The sequence below is a fragment of the Mycobacterium ulcerans subsp. shinshuense genome (assembly GCF_002355775.1).
Lineage (GTDB): Bacteria > Actinomycetota > Actinomycetes > Mycobacteriales > Mycobacteriaceae > Mycobacterium > Mycobacterium marinum.
In genome coordinates, this window is the sequence record NZ_AP017624.1 from 2,134,100 (window position 1) to 2,153,999 (window position 19,900).

Genomic DNA, 19,900 nt, shown 5'->3' on the forward strand with positions numbered 1-19,900 from the left:
TCAGCGTCGGCGACGTAGCTGCGCCGGGTCCACCAACCCCGACTGAACCAGCGCGGCGTCGACGAACCGTTGAACCGGCTGGGAGCCAAAGAAGCCGGTGTGGCCGCCCTGATACCAATGAATCTCGGGCTTGCCCCAGCGCTCCCAGAGCCGGGCGACCTGGTCGCGAGGGTGAACCAACCGGTCGGCGACACCGGCGTAGATGAACCGGCCCGATTGCGGGGTACGTGGAGTCAGCGCCAACGGTGAGATCATCCGACCGATGGGCTTGGCCGTGTTCATCGTCTGACGGAGCCGGCGATGCCCACTGATTCCGGCATGACGGCCAATCAGATCAACCACATCGACGGCCGGCACTCCCAGGATCGCGCACGTGAGCCCGTCGTCGAGGCTGGCGACCAGCGCGCTGAGCAGACCTCCGAGGGAAATCCCATTGAGCCCGATCATCGGGCCGGCCTGCTGTGAGCGAATCCAGGACAGCAGACGCCGCAAGTCCCACACGGCTTGGGCGGCGCCATGGACTGCATCGAGCACGTTCTCACTCGGGAACGCGGCGCCCTTGGGTCGACCCCGCGCCCGGGGGCCATGCAGCGGCAGCACCGGCAACACGACGTTAAGACCCAGATCCGAGTACAGGTGCCAGGCGTGAAACAGCATCAGATCGAGCGCGGCACGCCCCATCTCTGCGCCGTGCACGCAGATCAGCCAGGGACGGGGCCGACGGTGTTGCAGCATCAGGCCGTACACCCGCCGGTTTCCCGGGTAGCTGAGCCATCGCTCGCGGCCCGGTTCGCCGGGGTGGGGCTGGTACTCGCTGTCGAACGAGATGCGCTGGTAGGTGCGTCCCATGCTATGCACGCGTTTGACGGTGACATCGGCGAGCGGCGGGGGAGCCGCGAAGAATGCTTCGGGCCGGTCAAGCCAGCCGTGTTGGCGGTACATCTGCAGCGCCGCGAGCACCTCGCGATCGGTCTGTTCCAGCGTCGTTGTCGTGGGTGTGGGCCGCAGCATGCCGAAGCCGGCCAGCACGATCTCGTCTCGGAATGCCTGGGCGGCCAGTGCGAGTGTGGGTCTTGCCACCGGAAGTTCGCCAGGCTGGCGATCCAGGTACGTGCCCCAAGTTCGGGCGTAGAACCCACCGGTACGGGTGAGTGGGCCCAGCATCTGCTGCAGGGGACTGGCGTTGCCACGGCTCGGGCGCGGCGAGGCGGCCGTTTGGTCGATGTCCTGCATCTGGCCTCTACTTCGTTGAACACGGCAGGGTACGGGACTGGATATGGCCAGCCTAGCTGCGTTGACTCGAGTCGGCGCACGGCACAAGCCATGATCGCGCTCGCGCGTCACTTGCACATCGCCCGGGCAGTGCCCGGTCGCAGACATCATGTCCCAGTAACAATCTAGATGGTACGGTGTGTACCGCGCTGTCCGCCTATCCGGTATTCGCACGGCAGGAGGAACTTTGGCTCCGAGGGATGGGCAGTGGATGAGTGGACAACGATTCCCTTGGAGGATTTGCGATGCGATCTGTCGCGGTGGCGCCCCAGGCTCTGATGTCGGCGGCAATGGAACTACAACGAATCGGGTCTGTGCTGGTCGAAGCGAACACGGCGGCGGCGGCGCCCACCACCGGTGTGCTGGGGGCTGGTGCCGATGAGGTGTCGTCGGCGATCGCGGCGTTGCTGGCCGGCCATGCCCAGGCGTATCAACGGCTAGGTGCTCAGGTCGCGATGTTTCATCAGCAGTTTATCCAGTCTTTGAACGTAGGCGCGGAGCTCTACGCGGCCGCTGAAGCGGCCAACGTTGCGCCTTTGCAGCAACTGGGGCAAGACGTGCTCAACGTGATTAACACGCCCACCCAATCACTACTGGGGCGGCCATTGATCGGCAATGGCAGCAACGCGACGGCCCCAGGGGGTAGCGGCGGTGACGGCGGGTTGTTGTGGGGCAACGGAGGAAGCGGTGCGGCCGGCGATGCCGCACACCCTGCGGGTGGTGCGGGCGGGGCCGCTGGACTTTTCGGCAATGGCGGTAATGGCGGCTCGGGTGTCGATGGAACCAGCGGCTCGGCTGGCGGGGCCGGCGGGTTGGGGGGCAACGGCGGGCTGCTGTACGGCAACGGAGGGGCAGGGGGTGATGGCGGTGCCGCGGGTGCCAATCCCGCCAGCTTTGTGAGTGGGGGTGCCGGCGGGAATGGCGGCGCGACTGGGATATTCGGCGGGATGGGTGGGCACGGCGGCAATGGCGGAAGAGGTGGGGTTGATCCCGTCGGGGCTTTTGGGGGTGCCGGCGGGCATGGCGGTAATGGCGGGTCCGCCATGTTGTTCGGCGATGGCGGTTTTGGCGGGCACGGGGGCGGCGGTGCCACCAACAACCTCGGCAATGGCGAGTTCGGGGGATTCGGTGGATCTGGTGGCGATGGGGGCAATGGGGGCCTGCTCTGGGGTGGCGGCGGATCCGGGGGCGACGCAGGCAACGCCGGAGATGATGCCAACTTGAAGGCATTCGGCGGTGCTGGCGGACTCGGTGGAAACGGCGGCGCGGCCGGGCTGTTCGGTGACGGCGGCGCCGGTGGGGCCGGCGGGACTGGTGGAAGTGGCGCCGATGGGGGCGATGCGGGCACCGGTGGCGCCGGAGGTCGTGGGGGGTGGCTGATCGGCAACGGTGCTGGTGGTGGCACTGGGGGGAGCGGAGGGGATGGGACAACAGAGGCTGGCCGCGGTGGAGATGGCGGAAACGGTGGTAGCGCCGGGCTGATCGGGAATGGTGGTGCCGGCGCCGTCGCCGGTGGTGGTGGAACTGGTCCAATCAGCCGGGGCCCCGGTGACCCCGGCGCCGGTGGTAGCGGCGGGCTGCTATTTGGCCGGCCCGGACCGAGCGGGTAACCGGCGCTTTGCCGGGCGCCGACTTGGTCGGGGCCAACCTTGTCGGCGACCATGACGCTCCGGCGGGGCCGGGCCGTTGGCCTGCGAAATCACTCGAGGCCCACATCTGGCCGACTGGTGGGATGCTTGCCCTGTTGGGCACCTCACAGCAAGAGCAGTGCCAACAGTACGTAGGCTCGAATTCATGGCAGGGCGTAGCACGTCGGGAAATCGCAGGCTTGGGGTAGACGACTGGGTGCAGGCTGGGTTCGAAATATTGGCCGAGGAAGGACTCAGTTCGCTCAAGCTGGATCAGCTTTGCGCCCGCCTAGGCGTAACGAAGGGCAGTTTCTACTGGCATTTCGCCGACATGGAAGGCTACCGGCACGCGCTCGTTGAGGCGTGGGCGCAGTTCCGCGACGAAGATCGCGACGAAATCGAAGGTCTGAGTGAGGTCGAGCCGCGGGAACGGTTGGCGCTGATGATGGCCCTGCTGGCCAGGCCTCGACTGTGGAAGCTCGAACGCGCCATGCGCGAGTGGGCCCGGTCCGACAAGACCGTTGCGGCCGCGGTCCTTTCGGCCGACCGCCGGATGGTGCGAGCCGTGCAGCAGGCGTTCTGCGACTACGGATTTGATGCCGACGAGGCCGAAATGCGTGCCAACACAGCCTTTGCCGCCGGGCTGGGGCTGCTGCACATGTCCGGTTCGGCGCTTAAGGGCTTATTCGGTTCGGCGCTGAAGAGGCAGACGGCGGCGCCGGAACGCAATTGGTTTCTGGAATTCTTGTTGCGGGAGTAGCCGGGCCGTCCTGTCCCTCAGTGTGGCAGTGATTCTCGGCTCTCGGCGCGGGCGGAACGAAAAACTGCCCGGGCGGGTCATACGCGCCGCCCGGGCAGGGTCTGGTGGGTTTGATCCGGGTTGGTGTTACTGGGCCTCCGCCCGGATTTCCAGGCTCTTGACGGCGTCCGGATCGTTCTCGGTGAGACCGACTTTCGCGGCGCCGCCGGGCGAGCCGAGCTCGCCGAAGAAGTCGACGTTGATTTGTGTGTAGCCGCTGTATTCGGCGGGCAGATCGTCTTCGTAGTAGATCGACTCAACCGGGCACACCGGTTCGCAGGCACCACAGTCGACGCACTCATCGGGGTGGATGTAGAGCATCCGGGCGCCTTCGTAAATGCAGTCGACGGGGCATTCCTCGATGCACGCCTTGTCTTTGATGTCGGCGCAGGGTTCGGCAATAACATATGTCATAGCGGTTTCCTTCCAGGAGATGTCAGCCGTGGCCAATGCGAAGCAGTTCGGGCAGACTCGCGACCTTGACGCGGGGACGCTGCTGGGACTGGCCGGCTTCGCGCTGAAAGTTGTCGATAGCCTCCCAGTGCGCAGCGGCAATCAGTTGCGGCTGGCAGGAGATCAACCATTGGGCGAGCGCGTCGCCGCGGTTCTGGTGGGCGGCCGGGGTGGCGGGTTGGTACGCCAAGTCCTCGAGCAGGGTGTCGACGGTGTCCTGGGAGTCTTTCTTGTTCGTTCCGATTACGCCGGTCGGTCCACGCTTGATCCAGCCAACGACGTATTCGTTGCTGCTGCCCGCGACTCGACCGCCACTGTGGGGGATGGTGGCGCTATTGGTGTCAAACGGCAAGCCAGGGGTGGGGGTACCGCGATAGCCGACGGCGCGCACCACCAGTTGGGCGGGCAGTTCCTCACGTGCGCCGGTGTCCTTGGCCATCATTCGTCCGCTGGCGTCGCTCACCAAGTCATTTCTGCCGACCACGATGCTTTCCACCTTGCCGTCTCCCTTGATCTCGATGGGAGACGTCAAGAAACGCAGCACGATCCGACGGTGCCCCGGTCAGGCCGGGCGACTGGCGTAATCGCGCAGCACCTTGAGGTTTTGTTTGGCGACTTTGCCTATCGCGGCCGCATCGTCATCGCTGATGCCGTCAAGCTGGGCTGGGTCGACTACGACGTCGACGCCGTCGAGCTCGCCGAGTTCACGCAACTCCAGTGTGGTAAACGCGCTCTGCAAGGGGCCGCGCCGACCGATGATCACCACTTCCTCAACCGTGCGGGCGCGCAACGATTCCAGCGCGTGATCGGCGATGTCGTTGGCGGCCAGTACATCTGGATCGGTCACCAGGATGCGCGCGACGTCGACGGCAACGTTGCCGTTGCCTATGACGACGGCGCGGGCGCCGGACAGATCCGGTGCCATCTGCTCAAAGTGCGGGTGCGCGTTGTACCAGCCGACGAAATCAACCGCGGCAACACTGCCCGGCAGCTGCTCGCCGGCAATGTCGAGTGCACGGTCAGACTGCGCACCGACGGCGTAGATCACCGCGTCGTAGCGCAGGGCCAGGTCGGCCGCTTCGACATGCTCGCCCACCTTGATGTTGCCGAAAAAGCGAAAACGGGGGTCCTGCGCGGTCTTCTCGAACTGCTGGCTTACCGATTTGATCTTGGGGTGATCGGGCGCGACACCGGAACGGACCAGGCCCCAGGGCGTCGGCAACATCTCCAGCATGTCGACCGCGACATCGATCTGATCCGACGCATTGGCGGCTTTGAGCAGGGCCGCCGCCGCAAAAAACCCGGACGGGCCGGAACCCACAATCGCTACGTGGTAGAGACGGGTCATGTCTCTCATGCTCGTCATCCCCCACGCGACCGGGTAGAGGTGTCGATGTTGTGGAGTCACAAGCATTGGTTGTGATTTGATCAAGCATGCCGCTCAGCCCCCGCATGCCCGAACTTGCCTCTTTTGAAATCTTTCTGGCAATCGCCCAGGCCGGAAGCCTGGGGGCAGCCGCCCGCGAGCTTGGGCTGACCCAACAAGCGGTGTCCAAGCGGCTCGCGGCCATGGAGGCCCACACCGGCGTGACGTTGGCCGTCCGCACGACGCGCGGCTCACAACTTACCCCAGCCGGCCTGATCGTATCCGAATGGGCAGCCCGCCTGCTTGAAGTGGCACAGGAGATCGATGCGGGCCTTGGATCGCTGCGTAAGGAGGGACTCGAACGGATCCGGGTGGCGGCCAGCCAGACGATTGCCGAACAGCTGATGCCGCATTGGCTGCTGGCATTGCAGGACGCGGCCAAGCGGCGCGGCACCACCGCCCCGCAAGTGATCTTGACCGCCACCAACAGTGACCACGCGATCGCCGCGGTTCGTGACGGCACCGCCGATCTCGGATTCGTCGAGAATCCCGGTCCGCCGACCGGACTGGGCAGTCGTGTGGTGGGCCACGACGACTTGGTGGTGGTCGTCCCGCCCGGGCACAAGTGGACTCGGCGGCCCAGCCCGGTGACCGCCCGCGAGCTGGCCGAGACGCCACTGGTTACCCGCGAACCCCGCTCTGGCATCCGCGATTCGCTGACCGTGGCGCTGCGTCAGGTGCTGGGTGAGGACATGGTTCAAGCATCGCCGGTTCTTGAACTCTCGTCGGCGGCGGCGATGCGCGCCGCGGTCTTGGCCGGTGCGGGGCCCGCGGCGATGAGCCGGTTGGCCATCGCCGATGACCTGGCGGTCGGCCGGTTACGGGCCATCAGCATCCCTGGCCTGGACCTGCGCCGCCAGCTTCGAGCCATCTGGGTCGGTGGGCGTGTTTTGCCCGCCGGGGCAATACGAGAATTGCTGAGCCACATCACGTCCGGCGGTGAGTAGCCGGCGCCCGGCGGACAGGTTCAGGCCGCGGCGTCACCGGCGGCCAGCGCCTGGCCGTAACGGTCGAGCACGGTTTGCGCTACCAGCGGGTGGGCGCCCATCGGACGCGCCATCGCAATGTCGTTGTCGCATGCGTACTTCCACACCCGGTCGGTGATGAGCCCCGGTGCCAGAAACCATGGGGCGATGACGAGACGGCGGGCGCCGCTGGCGCGCAACTGTGCGGCGGCGTCGGCCACCGACGGCTTGGGGCCGGTGGCGAACGCCATTGTGGTGCCGGCCCAACGGGTGCCCGCACCGAGCTTGGCCGCCACCCGTGCCGTGCGCGCGTTCACCGGGGCGTGCGATGAACCGACCGCGACCACCAGCACGCCGATGTTGCGATCCCGCGGGGAAACCCCGCGCTCGGCAAGGCGGTCGCGTAACACCGACACCAGCCGATCGTCCTCGCCGAGCACGGCGGCCTCGCGGACACCGAGCGCGCCGGAGCGCGCAATCTGTTCCGGGATGTCGGTGCGGGCGTGGTAGGCGCTCGCCAGTAGCAGAGGAGTGACCACGGCCCGCTGGCTGTCGGGCAGTTCGGCGAGTACGTCGACGAAGTTTGGTGCACAGAGTTCCAGGAAGGCCAGCCGCACATCGAGATTCGGCCGCATGCGGCGTAGCGCAGCGGCGACGGCCCGGGCGTTGTCCGCCGACCGGGGGTCTCTACTGCCGTGCGCGGTGAGCACGAGCGTGCTCATGAGGCGTGCAGCCCGCATTCGGTCTTGGTTCGGCCCCGCCAACGCCCGCTGCGCGGGTCCTCACCGACTGCCGGTTTGGCGGTGCACGGTGCACAACCGATCGACGGGTAGCCCTCGTCGACCAGCGGGTTGACCAGCACGTTGTTGCTCTGGATGTAGTCCTGCACATCCTGGTCGGTCCACGCCACCAATGGGTTGATCTTGACCAGCTTGAAGGCCTCATCAAAGCTGATCACCGGGGCGTTGGCGCGAGTGGGGGACTCCACCCGGCGCAGGCCGGTGATCCACGCCGCATACCCACGCAGCGCATTGGTCAGCGGGACGACCTTGCGCAGTCGGCAACACTCGTTGGGGTCGCGCGCGAAGAGGTCCTTGCCCAGCAGCTTGTCCTGTTCTGCCACGGTGTGCTCGGGGCTGATGTTGAGCACTCTGATGTCGTAGACGGCCTCGATTGCGTCGCGGGTACCGATGGTTTCGGCGAAGTGATAGCCGGTGTCGAGGAAGATCACCGGCACCCCCGGGCGCACCTTCGATGCCAGGTCGATCAAGACGGCGTCTTGCATATTGGAGGCAACCACGTAATTACACGTCGCCCAGCCGCGGGGTCCGTTGATCCCGGCAAAGTGTTCGTCGGCCCAGCACAGCAGATCGGTCGCGCTGGCACCCTCCATCTCCGCGGCACCGCGTGCGGCCAGCTCACGCAGCTGCGTCTCGTTGGGCTGATCGCTCATCGTGTTGTCCTCAGCTCGTCGGGAAGCGCTCAGCGCAAGTCGGCTTCGTCGGCGCGCAGCGCCCAATTCGCAAAGCGTTCGCCTTCCTCGCGTTGATCCAGGAACTTTCGGGTCACCCGGTCGATGTAGTCGCCGAGCTCGTCACTGGTCACCTTGTGCTGGCGCAGCTTGCGGCCGAACCCGCTTTGTTCGCCCAGGCCGCCACCGAGGTGGACCTGGAATCCTTCGACCGAGTTGCCCTCACCGTCATCGATCCACTGACCCTTGAACCCGATGTCGGCGACCTGGATGCGGGCGCACGAGTTGGGGCAGCCGTTGATGTGCAGGGTGATCGGCACGTTGATCTTGGATTCGACGTCGGCCATGCGCTCTTCCAGCTCGGGCACCAAAGACTGGGCACGGACCCGGGTTTCGGCGAACGACAGCTTGCAGAACTCGATGCCGGTGCAGGCCATTGTGTTCTTGCGCCACCCGGACGGCTTGGACGGCAGGCCCAGCTTGTCCAGACCGGTGACCAGTTCGTCCACCTTGTCGTCGGGCACATCGAGGATGATCAGCTTCTGGAAGGGGCTGAACCGGGCCCGGTCGGAGCCGACCTTCTCCATCAGGTCGGCCACCGCCTGCAGGGTGGTGCCCGTGACGCGTCCCGCGATAGCGGCGACGCCGACGGCGTTGAGCCCGTTTTTGATCTTCTGCACTCCGACGTGGTCGATCGGGTGCTTGATCGGCTCGGGAGCCGGGCCGTCGATCATCTTGCGCTTGAGGTACTCGGTTTCCATGACCTCACGGAATTTTTCTACGCCCCAGTCCTTGACCAAGAACTTGATCCGGGCCTTGGCGCGCAGCCGTCGGTAGCCGTAGTCGCGGAACACCTGGGTGACCGCCTCCCAAACGTCGGGCACCTCGTCCAGCGGGACCCACACGCCGACGCGTTGCGCCATCATCGGGTTGGTCGAAAGGCCGCCACCGACCCACAAGTCCATCCCGGGACCGTGCTCGGGGTGATTGACTCCGACGAACGCGACGTCGTGGGTCTCGTGGGAGACGTCCTGCAGGCTCGAGATCGCGCTCTTGTACTTGCGGGGCAGGTTCGCGTAGTCGGGGTTGCCCAGGAAGCGCCGGATGATCTCGTAGATCGCCGGCGAGGGATCGAGCACCTCATCGAGCGAGTCGCCGGCCAGTGGTGAACCGTGAATGCCGCGTGGGCAGTCACCGCAGGCCTCAATGCTGGACAGGCCGACGGATTCGAGCCGGCGCCAGATCTCGGGAACGTCCTCGATCCGCAGCCAGTGGAACTGCACGTTCTCCCGGTCGCCGATGTCGGCGGTGTCACGGCCGAATTCGCTGGAAATCTGGCCCAGCACGCGCACTGTCTGCGCCGACATTGGTTTGCCGTCGGAGCGCACCCGCATCATGAAGTACTTGGCTTCGAGCTTGTCGATGTTCTCGTCGCCGGTCCAGCTGCCGTCGTAACCCTGCTCGTGTTGGGTGTACAGACCCATCCATTTGAAGCGCAGCCGCAGATCGGTCTTCTCGATGCTGTCGAAGCCTTCTTTGGCGTACTTGTTGAGGATCCGGTCGCGCACGTTCAGCGGGCCGTCATCGTGCTTGATCTGCTCGGTGTCATTCAGCGGATCAAGCTGTCCCAATGCCCATTGGCCTTCGTTGCGAGTCTTGGCGGGACGGGCTGTCGTCATGCGGCCTACTCCTCTGTCGACAATGCTGACCGGGATTGGCTGCCTGGACCGCACGCTCCGCCGGTTGATGGCCAACCGGCGGACCCCTCGTGTGCGGACATGAGGCTGGCCTGCGACATCGACGGTGATGTTGGTCAGCGGGAGATACCCGAAAGGCGCTTCATCGGACCCCGCGGGTCATGACCCCGATGTTTCGCCGCCCCGGTAGGCGCCGGTAGAGGCCAACACGTTGTGAGATCACAACTACTGGTTGTGATTACGTTTGACGGGTTGTGCCCGTGGCCGGCACCCGTGGTCGCCGTGTCCGCCCGAAGATAGCAAGCGGGATAACTGATTTTGCAATCTCAGACAGCCGAGGTCGGATTCCGGGGCGGAGTCCATGCGCGGACTCGAGATGTCACATGCTCGGGAAATCTCGGTCAGAAAATCGCGCGCAGCGTGACCAGGCCGACCGCGCTCAGGATAGCCGCCGAGGGCAGCGTGATGACCCACGCCAACGCGATTGGCTTCATCAGTGCCCAGTTGGTGGCCCGGTTGACGATGCCGACGCCGAGGACGGCGCCGATCAGGATGTGAGTGCTGGAGACCGGAAGACCCAGCACGGTTGCGCCCATGACCACTCCCGCCGCCGACAATTCGGCGGCAAAGCCCGAGGCCGGATGCATCGTGGTCAGATTGTGTCCCACGGTTGCGATGACCCGCCGTCCGATGAACCACAGCCCGGCGCACAACGCGACCCCGAACGTGATCATGGCGGCGGCGGGTACCGCCGCCTTGCCTTCAATCGAACCCGAGCGCAGTACATCCAGCACTGCGGCGAATGGGCCGATGGCGTTTGCGATGTCATTGCTGCCGTGGCTGAATGCGAAACCGGAGGCGGTGAATACCTGCATCCAGCTGAACATCAGATAGGTCGAGCGCGAAAGTGATTCACCCCGAAGCGTTTTAGCCAGAATGAAGGTGGCCATCCACACCGCCGCACCCACCATCCCCATGATGAAGAAGTTGTTCATGGTGGTCAGGCCCAAGTGCATGTGCTTGAAGCCCTTGAACAACAGCATGGCGGAAATGATCATCGATCCGGCCGCGGCGACCAGCGGGACCCAGTTCTGCAGCGCCCGGAATGCGTCAACCGACGATCTCTTGGTATCGATCTCGTGGAGTTCGCGGTAGTAGTCGGACTCCAGCTCGTCGGGATCGAAATCCCTGCGGTTGGCCGCGACGGCGTCGCGTGCGATCGCACCGGTGTAGGCGATCTGCTGGATTTCGCTGAGACGCTCGAATGCCGCCTTGTGACGCTCGCGGTGCGCGATGCGTTCCTTCTTGATTTCCAGGAGCTTTCGTTCGGCTTCCTCGTTGTACAACAGGATGTGGCGTTTGATCGCGCCGTAGAGCGCGTAGGACACCAGTCCGCCCAGCAGCGGTGAAAGCACCCATGAGATTGCGATTTGGCCGATCTCGTCCCACTGGACCATCTGGAGAGCGGAGAGGCCCTTTCCGTCAACGATGCCCAGCGTGACCGCGGCGCCGACGATGCCGCCCACGATCGAGTGTGTGGTCGACACCGGGTATCCCATCCGGTTGGCAAACAGCAGCCACAGTGCTGCCGCCAGCAACGCGGCCAGCATGATGTTCATGAAATCGTTGGGAGCGACCGACACTCCGGACAGGTCGACGATTCCGCTGCGAATTGTCTCGGTGACATCGCCCCCGGCAATCACCGCGCCGCTGACCTCAAAAATGGCTGCCACCAGAAGCGCCTGTTTCATGCTCAGCGTGCCCGCACCGACGCTGGTGCCAAAGGAGTTGGCGACGTCATTGCCGCCGACGTTGAAGGCCATGAACATGCCGACAACGGTGGCCAGGACCAAGATGAGCTTGTTGGCGCCGGGGCCGGCGTAGTCGAACGCCCAGAACGAGAACAGCACGAACGATCCGGCCAGCAGCAGGCCGAACGAGAGGTGCCACGCGCGATCTTGGCCGAACAAGGCCCCGTACTGCGGCGTCGGCGTTATGGGATCCTGTAGTCCGCTTGCCACCAGTGGCCGTCCCTGTGTGCTCTCTGTCGCGGCTCACGCCGGCTCGTACCTGGTGATCGAGCGTCAGCAGGGTACGACACGGCAGCGAGCGCCCGGTAAACGTCGAGTGAACAAAGGCCATACGGTCGGGGCGCACCCCGCGCCCAGCTTGATCGAACTCCCGATGGTGGGCGATGGAGGCGCCGCGAGTGACTGCTGGTTCGTCGTGCGGTGGGCATCAGAGTGGTTGCGGCCGTTTGCCCAACGGTTCGCCGACGAGCCCCGGGCCCGAGCATGACGGCTCGGCCGAGATCGGCCAGACGGGGGCGGATCCTCGAGGCGACGGACCATCAAATGACGTCAGACACGAGGCGCTAGCTCGACTGGGAACTCGCCCCGCGGCGGTCAGAGGTGGCATAGCTGTTGGCCGCCACGCGCAGCAATTCCGCATACGCCCGGAGCTGGGCGGAACAAGCATGTCCCAATGCGGCCAGCGCCCAGGGCTCCGGCGTTGTTGATTAGCAGGCTTGTGAGCTGGGTTGATGATCTTTGGTGCCGCGCTATTGGGGCCGGAGTGTAGGCACGGGCTATCTGGAGAACGATCGAGTTGGTTACTGTTCGTCGTTGGTCTGGAGTTGCCCGTGCCTACCGTTTCAGTATTGTCTGTGTCGTCGGTTCCAGAGGTGTTCGACCGCTGGAGTCCTGGTGAGCGCAGCGAGCTCATCGGATCGGAGTTTCTCGATGTGTTGGCCTCGGTGCCAGACCCGAGGGACCCACGCGGTCGGAGGTATTCGCTGATGGCTTTGTTGGCGATCGCGGTTCTGGCCACTGCCGCGGGGATGCGCGGCTATGCTGGTTTTGCCACATGGGCGGCCACCGCTCCCGATGATGTGTTGGCCCAATTAGGGGTCCGGTTCCGGCGGCCCAGTGAGAAGACCTTCCGCGCTGTTTTGTCTCGGCTAGACCCCGCCGACCTCAACGCCAGGATGGGCAGTTACTTCACTGCACACGTGGCTAGCAGCGACCCCAGTGGATTGGTGCCGATCGCGTTGGACGGCAAGATGCTGCGTGGTGCTTTACGCGCCAAAGCGACAGCCACGCATCTCGTGTCGGTGTTCGCCCACCGTGCCCGATTGGTGCTCGGTCAACTCGCTGTCGCCGAGAAAAGCAATGAAATTCCCTGCGTACGTGCCCTGCTCACGCTGCTGCCGGGTAGCTTGCGGTGGCTGGTCACCGTGGATGCGATGCATACCCAGGTCGTCACCGCGAAGTTGATCTGCGCCACCTTGAAGTCGCACTACCTGATGATCGTCAAGTCCAACCAAGCCAAAATACTTGCGCGTATCACCGCGCTGCCCTGGGCCGAGGTGCCCGCAGCCGCTACCGACGACTCCCGCGGCCACGGCCGTGTCGAGACCCGCACCCTGCAAATCATCACCGCTGCACGAGGAATCGGCTTCCCCTACGCAAAACAAATCATCCGGATCACTCGTGAACGCTTGATCACCGCCACCGACCAGCGCAGCGTGGAGGTGGTCTATGCCATCTGCAGCCTGCCGTTCGAGCACGCCCGCCCTACCGCGATCATGACCTGGATGCGTCAACACTGGGGAATCGAGAACAGCCTGCACTGGATACGCGACGTCACCTTCGACGAAGACCGTCAAAGGGCACATACCGGAAACGGCGCACAGGTCCTAGCAACGCTACGCAACACCGCGATCAATCTGCACCGCCTCAACGGCGCCGACAACATCGCCGAAGCCTGCCGGATCACCGCTTTGACCGCCAACCGCCGCCTAGACCTCCTCAATCCACAATTCCCCAGCTCACAAGCCTGCTAATCAACAACGCCGGAGCCCTGGCCGTGTGGTGGGCCATCACTACGGTGACAACCGTTGGTTACGGAGATTTGTACCCGATCACAGTCACCGGCCGAGTAATTGCCGTATTGCTGATGATCGGTGGCATTAGCCTGATCGGTGTCGTTACCGCCTCACTCGCATCGTGGATAGTGCAGCGGGTCGCTGAAACTGATTCCGCGAACCGTGCCGCCACCGCTGCGCAGATCGATGAGCTGCGCACGGAAGTACGCCGACTGGCGGCGCTCTTGCGCGAACAGCACTCCGACCGCGTCAACTGAGCCCGGCGATGGCCTGGCGGGGCCTACAGCAGCTGCGCGAACGCGGTCACGACCATCAGCACCAGCACCGCCAGCCCGACGATGTAGACCTGACGGCGAGCGGTGATTCGTTGCGGTCGTGGGCGCCGGCGCAGGGTTCGCTGGCGTTGGTAGGCGATGATGTAGCCGCACTCCGCCGCCAGCGCGGCCAGGCCGGCCGGGACCAGCCCCGCTAGTCCGGCGTGGGCCTGCACGTCCTTGGTCGTCAACAACACGCCGTTGACCAGCAGCGCAAACGACGTCCGGGTCCAGGCCAGCGTGGTGCGTTCGGCCTGTAATCCGCGATCCGCCGCCTGGGCAGTCTCCGACGACTGGCTCAACCCGTGACCACCTTGGCGACCACCAAGATGAGCGCGACGACGCCGACGATCGCCAGTCCTACAGCCAGGTATGCCGGTGTCGGGTGGTGGGGCAGTGGTTCGCCGCGGCGCATGGCGCGATCGGCCTGCTGCCAGCGCAGCAGCCCCATCCCGCTGGTCAGAATCGCCAGTGTCGCGAGCACCACGTCCAGCACATGGCGTGCACCGTGGACGGCCAGCTCGGGGACGAGTTGCACCAGGGCGACCGCCGCGGCAAGAAGCCCCAACGCGGTTCGCTGCCAGGCTAGGAAGGTTCGTTCGTTGGCCAGAGTGAACCGGTAGTCGGGTTCGGTCTCGGCGCATTCTTCGCTGTCGGGTGTGGTGGTTTCGGCCACTAGGCACCTCGCAAGTCATATTGGGGACAGGCGTTTTCGACGTCGACCGAGTCTAGCCAGAGTTGTGCCCGGTCCGGGCGCGCACAGCCGAAACGCCAGCGATCGGTGTGGGCTGAGGCCAACCGGCTCGGTGCGACGATACGCAAACCGCAGCTGAGGGCGGGTGACCGGGCCGACTCAGGGCGGGTGGGGTTGGTGTCAGCGATTCCGCTCGTCATCTGGTGTCGCGACGCTGAAGGCAGATGGGTCGATCGGCGACCAGTCCAGCGCTACGCAGGGTTCGTCGCCGACCACCCACGCGTCGTGGCCAGGCTCGGCGGCAAATGCCTGGTTGGGTCCCACCAGAATCTCCAGACCGTCGTGGCTGCGCACCGCCATGTGCCCGCTCAGCACGTACCCGACGTGCCGCGCCGAGGCCCTGCCAGTTGTCGGGCCGACGTGGACCGACCACTTCCAGCCGGGTTGGTAGATGCCATGGCCGATGGCGACCGTGCCCAACAGGTCCATCACGACACGCACGCTGCCGTCGAGGAATCGCACGGTCCTGTCGGGTTGCTGTATCGCCTTGATTTCCGCGTCTACATGTTGGTGGTTCATGAGCCCGGGCGCTGGGCGGAGCCGGTCAGCGGCTGACCGTCGGCGGCCTGCAGCAGACAGATGACGGTGCTGGGGGTGGGGTCTGCGCCCGTTCTGTCCTGCCGTGAGTCGATCAGCCAGGTCACCGCGTAGGGGCTGTCGTCGACGGCCTTGCCGGTGTAGGGCGCAAACCCTGCCGCGCATTCCCGATTGGCGACGTCGGCGACGGCGGAGTCGACGGCCACCGGAGCGCGTAAGTACACCTGAGCTAGATGCGTTGTCGCGCAATCGGTTACGGTGACGTAGATGCGGCTCAGGTCTGTCGGGGGAAGGTCGGCGACGCAATCCCCGACCTGCAGGTCAATCCATTTCTGTGTGCTCGAGCCGGGGGCGGCGGGCTGCGCCGGGACGGTAGCGGTGACCGCTGTTGCGGCTTTGGTGGGCGACGCGATCGTGGATTCCTGCCCCGCTTGATGAGTGGTGGTGGCGCAGCCGGACAGCAATGGTATTGCGGCCAGGGCGCCCAACACATGTCGGTCTGCTACTCGCATGGCAGCCTCCTGAAAAGCATCGGCTAGCGGGGGAGTCTAGGCATTCGCACTGCCACGGGGAAGCGTAGTCACGCAAACGTCGGCTCGGTGGTGTTGGTCAGTGCCTGGTCCGGTTCCCCCGACGACATGGACAGCAGGCCCCGGACACAACGCGCAGCCAGCAGCCAGTTCGACGGCCGCCGCATGGCCAGCCCGCCCAGCTTTGATCATGGTCAGAGTGTCGAAATAGATGCGTTCGCAGACAAGGGTTTCCGCCTCGTCGAAAACGAAATAGGCGGTCATCCGGACCCGGAACCGGCTTCCGGTGGGCGGAATCTTGCCGAGGTAGCCGCGGTGGGTGCCCATCAGCCAGAACTCGACGATCACCGCGTCGGCACTGTGTCGCAAAGCGATGATTTCGTGGTCCTGGTCCTGGTCCTGGTCCTGGTCCTGGTCCTGGTCCTGGTCCTGGTCCTGGTCCTGGTCCTGGTCCTGGTCCGGGAACGCCGTTCGGGTGTAGTGGTAGTAGCCGCGCACCGCCTGGTCTCCGTCGTGGACGGTCATCTGCGGGATCAGCTCGTAGCGCGGGTGCGGAAAGGTGGACAGCACGTCGTCCCAGTCCTGACGGACCTCATGGTGGAAATGGTCGAGCACCAGCTTCTGGCGGGCCGCCAGCACCTCGGGAGCGGGAAACGCGGAAATGGGCATGCTTGACGATAGGCTCCGAGCTCATCGACCGGCCAGATACTTTTGTTGGCCGACCCGGGGGGGCCGGTCACGCCAGCGTCATCAAGCTCAGAAACGCCTGTGCCCGTTGACGTGTCACTGATCGGCGGCCCGGTGACGTCTTGTTCCGGAGTCCAGTCCTGCCGCGCTTGTACCGCATACCCCTATATGGTATCCATCGACTATGGATTGCAGCCGGGGATTTCCCACAACTCGCCGATACCACCCCCGGTAGTCAGGATGGATATCGCCGGACTATCCAGCTACGATTACCTACTCCAACGTGTGGCGACCGGCCGGCTGCGGCTGGTGCTGCTGCTGTCGCCGCCGCGCACCGGTTCGACGGCGCTTGCCAATGCCCTGGCGCGACGCGGTCAGGTTGATGCGGTGGTGACCGAGCCGGCGGGCCAGTACCATCTGCGGGCCGATGCTCGGGTCGTCGAGACTTTTGGGCTGATCGCCGATGCGGTTGCTGCGGTTGGTTCGTGCCCGGCGTCCCGGCCGGCTGTCGTGCTGATCAAGGAGACCGCGCAACATATCGGGCCCGATCGGGAGTGGCGGGCTTGGCGCGCGATCATCGACAAGACTTTGGTGTTGGTGCGCCAGCCGGCGCTGCCCTTGGAGTCGCTGATCCTGATGACACTCGGGCTGGTGGACCTGTTGTCGGGAGGTTCCGAGGCCAGGCCCCGGCTGTGGCTCAGCCCAGCGGGGCGGGCGACCTGCCCGCCCGCCACACTGACCTGCTGGGCGGACTTCCTGGCACGGCTGCGCGAGGAACGCGACTTCAGCGGATTCGATGAAGGCCGTTTGCGTGCCCATTGGCATAAGAGCGCCTTGTTCGGCATGCCCAGCCTGCAACGCGAAGTCTGGGCCAACGAGGCGCGACAGCGCAGGCTGGGAGATGTCGGTGACTTCGAGCCATACCTGGGCACCCCGCCCTGCGCTCTGAGCACACTGCCTGAACCGCTGGTGCGCCCATTCAACGATCGCCACTTCGCCTGGTCTGCGCTGTGGGATCTGTACGACAACACCCCGGCCGGCGACCAGGGGGTGGCGCTTGTCGATTTCGCTGCAGTGCAGGCCGATCCGCCTGCCCGGCTCGGCGCGCTCGCCGCGTTCCTCGGGTTGTCCCCGCGCGATCCCAGCGCCTCGCCCCCGATCGCGCGCTCAGGTTACGACACGCGCTGTCCGCAACTGCATGACGTGTTGTTCCGCGAGGCGAGGGCGAGGTCAGACATCGCGCCAGGCAATCGTTAGCCGCTGCCGATCGAAGGATTTCCGTCCTGGCTGCACCCCCAGTTGCGCGCGGCCCAGACGATCTACCGGAACCTGCATCGAGAGCTGCGTCAGCCGTGACCACTTGGATCGCCGCTTCGCGTTCTGTGGTCATCGGGCACGTCGTGTCAGTTCGGCCGCCAGGCGCCGATTCTCTGATATGGTCACGGCAAAATGAGTGCCGTGCAGCCATTTTCCGAGAAGTTGAGCGCAAAGCTTAACGACATGCGCGAGGTGCTGCGGCCGGCAGAGCGACTTCGGCAACAGGCTCACGCGCTTGGCGGCCACCTCGGCAAGGGCGATAGCGTTCTCGATGTCGGGTGCGGGACGGGTTATCTGTCTGCGTACTTGCAGCAGATGTACGGGATATCCCCGAGTGGCATAGACGTCAAGGACGCTCGTCGTACCGAGATTCCGTTCCGCGAGTTCAATGGCACGTCAATTCCTTTTCCGGACAGGTCATTTGACCATGTTGTTCTCGGTGAAGTGCTGCATCACAGCCATGACCCGGTGGCGCTGATCAAACAGTGTTACCGAGTTGCGCGCCGCAGCATCATCGTGTTCGAAGACATGCCGGACGGACGGCTGGGCAAAGGCATTCTTTTCCTCCATGTCCACGTGTTCGCCCGCTACTACCGCTACCCATTTCGCCCGGCAACCATAGGCTCCTACCGATCGGCACTAAATTGGTTGGGCGACAATGCATCCTGCGTTCTGCAGGCCCGGCAGCCACCAGAATGGCTCAGCGTGTACCCGCGCGAGCTATTCGTGTACGAGCTTGCCGAATCGGCTCAGTGGTGATCGCCAGGTCATGAGCCGCTGGCCATGGTCATCGTCTGGTTCGCCATTACTTCGCTGGCCGCGCGCTCGCCCGAGCGAATGGCGCCATCGATCCAGCCGCACATCTTGGCCGAGGTCTCGGTGCCTGCCCAGTGAATCCGGCCGCACGGCCTGCGCAGCGCATGACCGAACTGGGTGAGCACGCCCGGGGGAGTATGGCTGAGCATCCCACCGCCGGAGTAGCGCTCACGGCTCCAGTTCTGCTCGAAGTAGTCGATCGGCTTCGCGGCCTTGGCGCCGAAGCGTTCCACCAGGGCGGCGAGCACCGCCTGACGTCGACCGTCGTCGTCGAGGCGCTCGTATTGCCGGGCGACCGGCCCCTCGATCACCACGCACAGCACCCCCGGTGTCCCGCTATTGGGGCTGGCATCGATGGTCAGCGTAGCCAGCGATGTCGGCGCGGCGCTTTGGCCACACAATCCATCGGCACGCCAGAACGGCTCGTCGTAGACGGCGGAGATCTTGACAACCGCGCCGCTGGGCATCCGCTGGTGCAGAAATGACCGATCGGTGGGAAGCATTGGTTCATAAACGATTTGGCTGGCGATCGCGAGCGGAACCGCGACGATCGTTCGGTTCGCCCGCACGGTTAGCCCCTCGGCTTGCACGGTCACGCCGCCGGAATCCTGGGTGATCGATCGAACCGGTTGGGACAGGTGGATCGCGTCGCCCAGCTCGGCGGCCATCGGCCCATAAACGGCGCCCATGCCACCGATCGGCCGGGCGTCTTGTGCGGCGCCCTTGCTGCCCAGCACGAAGCCGGGCCCACCGCCCGAGGCCATCTGGTACAGCACGAACAGCATTGATACCTCCGAGGCGTCGGAGGTGTAGCAGCCGGCGATCGCCGTTTCCAGGAGGTCGTGCGCTGCTTTGGACTTGACGTTGTTGCGCAGCCACTGGGCCAAGGTCATTCGGTCCCATTTCGCGGCTCGCTTGGCTTCCCAGGGCGCCTCGAGTGGAATCGTCTTGCACATCTGGCTGATTTCGAACATGGCTGTGCCCAGATTCATCGAGGCCAACGGGCTCAGGGTCCGCGGGATCGTGCCCTGGTAGCGGTACTGCTTGCCATCGACAACCATCATGGCTTCGCCGTCGGTGTACTGCTTGAACGCCGCGACTCCGAATTCCTTCATCAGCGCATAGATTCGGTGCTGAGTGGGGCCGATCCACGCGCCGCCCTTGTCGATCCACGACCCGTCTTCACGCACCACGGTGAAGGTTCGGCCGCCAACCCGGTCCCGAGCCTCCAGCAATGCCACCGAGTGACCGGCCTGCTTCAGCCGAAGCGCGGCGGTCAGGCCAGCGAACCCCGCACCCACCACGCATACATCGACCTCGGCCATGCTGAATAGGCCTACCGGCAAAC

At 65.0% G+C, this 19,900-nt stretch carries 16 protein-coding genes and 4 pseudogenes; 7 read left to right on the forward strand and 13 right to left on the reverse strand.

Annotated features, from left to right (window positions below):
* A complete protein-coding gene (locus SHTP_RS09690; protein ID WP_096370452.1) occupies positions 1–1,233 on the reverse strand; it encodes an alpha/beta hydrolase family protein in 1,233 nt (410 codons plus the stop codon).
* A 284-nt stretch (positions 1,234–1,517) separates the two neighbouring features.
* Here SHTP_RS09690 and SHTP_RS29760 point away from each other — a divergent pair, with 284 nt between their 5' ends.
* Together SHTP_RS29760 and SHTP_RS09700 are read left to right on the forward strand one after the other, a co-directional pair.
* A complete protein-coding gene (locus SHTP_RS29760) occupies positions 1,518–2,882 on the forward strand; it encodes a PE family protein (RefSeq protein WP_096370453.1) in 1,365 nt (454 codons plus the stop codon).
* A 184-nt stretch (positions 2,883–3,066) separates the two neighbouring features.
* Entirely contained in the window at positions 3,067–3,660 is a 594-nt protein-coding gene (locus SHTP_RS09700; RefSeq protein WP_015356312.1) for a TetR/AcrR family transcriptional regulator, read from the forward strand.
* A gap of 126 nt (positions 3,661–3,786) precedes the next feature.
* Here the strand turns inward: SHTP_RS09700 and fdxA are convergent, their stop codons facing one another.
* Positions 3,787–4,113 (reverse strand): ferredoxin, encoded by a 327-nt coding sequence (fdxA, locus tag SHTP_RS09705; protein WP_096372406.1) that lies wholly within the window; start codon positions 4,111–4,113, stop codon positions 3,787–3,789.
* 22 nt (positions 4,114–4,135) lie between these two features.
* Positions 4,136–5,509, reverse strand: a pseudogene (locus tag SHTP_RS09710) (FAD-dependent oxidoreductase).
* A gap of 77 nt (positions 5,510–5,586) precedes the next feature.
* On the opposite strand from SHTP_RS09710, the gene SHTP_RS09715 reads away from it, so the two are divergent.
* Positions 5,587–6,525 carry a LysR family transcriptional regulator gene (locus SHTP_RS09715; protein WP_096370454.1) on the forward strand — a complete coding sequence of 313 codons (939 nt, stop codon included), beginning with the start codon at positions 5,587–5,589 and terminating at the stop codon, positions 6,523–6,525.
* A 20-nt stretch (positions 6,526–6,545) separates the two neighbouring features.
* On the opposite strand, the gene SHTP_RS09720 is transcribed toward SHTP_RS09715, so the two are convergent.
* From SHTP_RS09720 to SHTP_RS09735, 4 genes and pseudogenes are all read right to left on the reverse strand, one after another.
* Positions 6,546–7,265, reverse strand: coding sequence for a sirohydrochlorin chelatase (locus SHTP_RS09720; RefSeq protein WP_096370455.1), 720 nt, complete (start codon positions 7,263–7,265; stop codon positions 6,546–6,548).
* Positions 7,262–7,996, reverse strand: coding sequence for a phosphoadenylyl-sulfate reductase (locus SHTP_RS09725; RefSeq protein ID WP_096370456.1), 735 nt, complete (start codon positions 7,994–7,996; stop codon positions 7,262–7,264). The genes SHTP_RS09720 and SHTP_RS09725 overlap by 4 nt, the downstream gene beginning before the upstream one ends.
* 29 nt (positions 7,997–8,025) lie before the next feature.
* On the reverse strand, positions 8,026–9,693 hold the full coding sequence (locus SHTP_RS09730) for a nitrite/sulfite reductase (RefSeq protein WP_096370457.1): 1,668 nt from the start codon (positions 9,691–9,693) through the stop codon (positions 8,026–8,028).
* A 419-nt stretch (positions 9,694–10,112) separates the two neighbouring features.
* Positions 10,113–11,749: pseudogene (locus SHTP_RS09735) on the reverse strand (inorganic phosphate transporter); the annotation flags it as partial.
* Positions 11,750–12,352: 603 nt separating this feature from the next.
* On the opposite strand from SHTP_RS09735, the gene SHTP_RS09740 reads away from it, so the two are divergent.
* Positions 12,353–13,555 carry an ISAs1-like element IS2404/ISMul1 family transposase gene (locus SHTP_RS09740; protein ID WP_420872983.1) on the forward strand — a complete coding sequence of 401 codons (1,203 nt, stop codon included), beginning with the start codon at positions 12,353–12,355 and terminating at the stop codon, positions 13,553–13,555.
* Between the two features lie 20 nt (positions 13,556–13,575).
* Positions 13,576–13,854, forward strand: a pseudogene (locus SHTP_RS09745) (potassium channel family protein); the annotation flags it as partial.
* 23 nt (positions 13,855–13,877) lie between these two features.
* On the opposite strand, the gene SHTP_RS09750 reads toward SHTP_RS09745, so the two are convergent.
* From SHTP_RS09750 to SHTP_RS09770, 5 genes and pseudogenes are all read right to left on the reverse strand, one after another.
* Positions 13,878–14,213, reverse strand: a complete 336-nt coding sequence (locus tag SHTP_RS09750) for a DUF202 domain-containing protein (RefSeq protein ID WP_096370460.1) — start codon at positions 14,211–14,213, stop codon at positions 13,878–13,880.
* Positions 14,210–14,587 carry a YidH family protein gene (locus SHTP_RS09755; protein ID WP_096370461.1) on the reverse strand — a complete coding sequence of 126 codons (378 nt, stop codon included), beginning with the start codon at positions 14,585–14,587 and terminating at the stop codon, positions 14,210–14,212. The genes SHTP_RS09750 and SHTP_RS09755 overlap by 4 nt, the downstream gene beginning before the upstream one ends.
* 198 nt (positions 14,588–14,785) lie before the next feature.
* On the reverse strand, positions 14,786–15,094 hold the full coding sequence (locus SHTP_RS09760; protein WP_231991749.1) for a cupin domain-containing protein: 309 nt from the start codon (positions 15,092–15,094) through the stop codon (positions 14,786–14,788).
* A gap of 86 nt (positions 15,095–15,180) precedes the next feature.
* Positions 15,181–15,714: a hypothetical protein gene (locus SHTP_RS09765; RefSeq protein ID WP_096370463.1), complete on the reverse strand. Its 534-nt coding sequence runs from the start codon at positions 15,712–15,714 to the stop codon at positions 15,181–15,183.
* Positions 15,715–15,782: 68 nt separating this feature from the next.
* Positions 15,783–16,401: pseudogene (locus SHTP_RS09770) on the reverse strand (ester cyclase).
* A gap of 258 nt (positions 16,402–16,659) precedes the next feature.
* On the opposite strand from SHTP_RS09770, the gene SHTP_RS09775 reads away from it, so the two are divergent.
* Positions 16,660–17,676, forward strand: coding sequence for a hypothetical protein (locus tag SHTP_RS09775; protein ID WP_231991751.1), 1,017 nt, complete (start codon positions 16,660–16,662; stop codon positions 17,674–17,676).
* Positions 17,677–17,868: 192 nt separating this feature from the next.
* Positions 17,869–18,495, forward strand: a complete 627-nt coding sequence (locus SHTP_RS09780; protein WP_096370464.1) for a class I SAM-dependent methyltransferase — start codon at positions 17,869–17,871, stop codon at positions 18,493–18,495.
* Positions 18,496–18,503: 8 nt separating this feature from the next.
* Here the strand turns inward: SHTP_RS09780 and SHTP_RS09785 are convergent, their stop codons facing one another.
* Entirely contained in the window at positions 18,504–19,877 is a 1,374-nt protein-coding gene (locus SHTP_RS09785) for a flavin monoamine oxidase family protein (RefSeq protein ID WP_096370465.1), read from the reverse strand.
* Positions 19,878–19,900: the final 23 nt, after the last annotated feature.

Excerpts from the sequence above, each read along its gene's own strand:
- SHTP_RS09730 (WP_096370457.1), bottom strand. The coding sequence starts at position 9,693 with ATGACGACAGCCCGTCCCGCCAAGACTCGCAACGAAGGCCAATGGGCA.
- SHTP_RS09760 (WP_231991749.1), bottom strand. The coding sequence starts at position 15,094 with ATGGACCTGTTGGGCACGGTCGCCATCGGCCATGGCATCTACCAACCC.
- SHTP_RS29760 (WP_096370453.1), top strand. The coding sequence starts at position 1,518 with ATGCGATCTGTCGCGGTGGCGCCCCAGGCTCTGATGTCGGCGGCAATG.
- SHTP_RS09785 (WP_096370465.1), bottom strand. The coding sequence starts at position 19,877 with ATGGCCGAGGTCGATGTATGCGTGGTGGGTGCGGGGTTCGCTGGCCTG.
- SHTP_RS09715 (WP_096370454.1), top strand. The coding sequence starts at position 5,587 with ATGCCGCTCAGCCCCCGCATGCCCGAACTTGCCTCTTTTGAAATCTTT.
- fdxA (WP_096372406.1), bottom strand. The coding sequence starts at position 4,113 with ATGACATATGTTATTGCCGAACCCTGCGCCGACATCAAAGACAAGGCG.
- SHTP_RS09720 (WP_096370455.1), bottom strand. The coding sequence starts at position 7,265 with ATGAGCACGCTCGTGCTCACCGCGCACGGCAGTAGAGACCCCCGGTCG.
- SHTP_RS09765 (WP_096370463.1), bottom strand. The coding sequence starts at position 15,714 with ATGCGAGTAGCAGACCGACATGTGTTGGGCGCCCTGGCCGCAATACCA.
- SHTP_RS09780 (WP_096370464.1), top strand. The coding sequence starts at position 17,869 with ATGAGTGCCGTGCAGCCATTTTCCGAGAAGTTGAGCGCAAAGCTTAAC.
- SHTP_RS09775 (WP_231991751.1), top strand. The coding sequence starts at position 16,660 with ATGGATATCGCCGGACTATCCAGCTACGATTACCTACTCCAACGTGTG.
- SHTP_RS09700 (WP_015356312.1), top strand. The coding sequence starts at position 3,067 with ATGGCAGGGCGTAGCACGTCGGGAAATCGCAGGCTTGGGGTAGACGAC.
- SHTP_RS09690 (WP_096370452.1), bottom strand. The coding sequence starts at position 1,233 with ATGCAGGACATCGACCAAACGGCCGCCTCGCCGCGCCCGAGCCGTGGC.
- SHTP_RS09725 (WP_096370456.1), bottom strand. The coding sequence starts at position 7,996 with ATGAGCGATCAGCCCAACGAGACGCAGCTGCGTGAGCTGGCCGCACGC.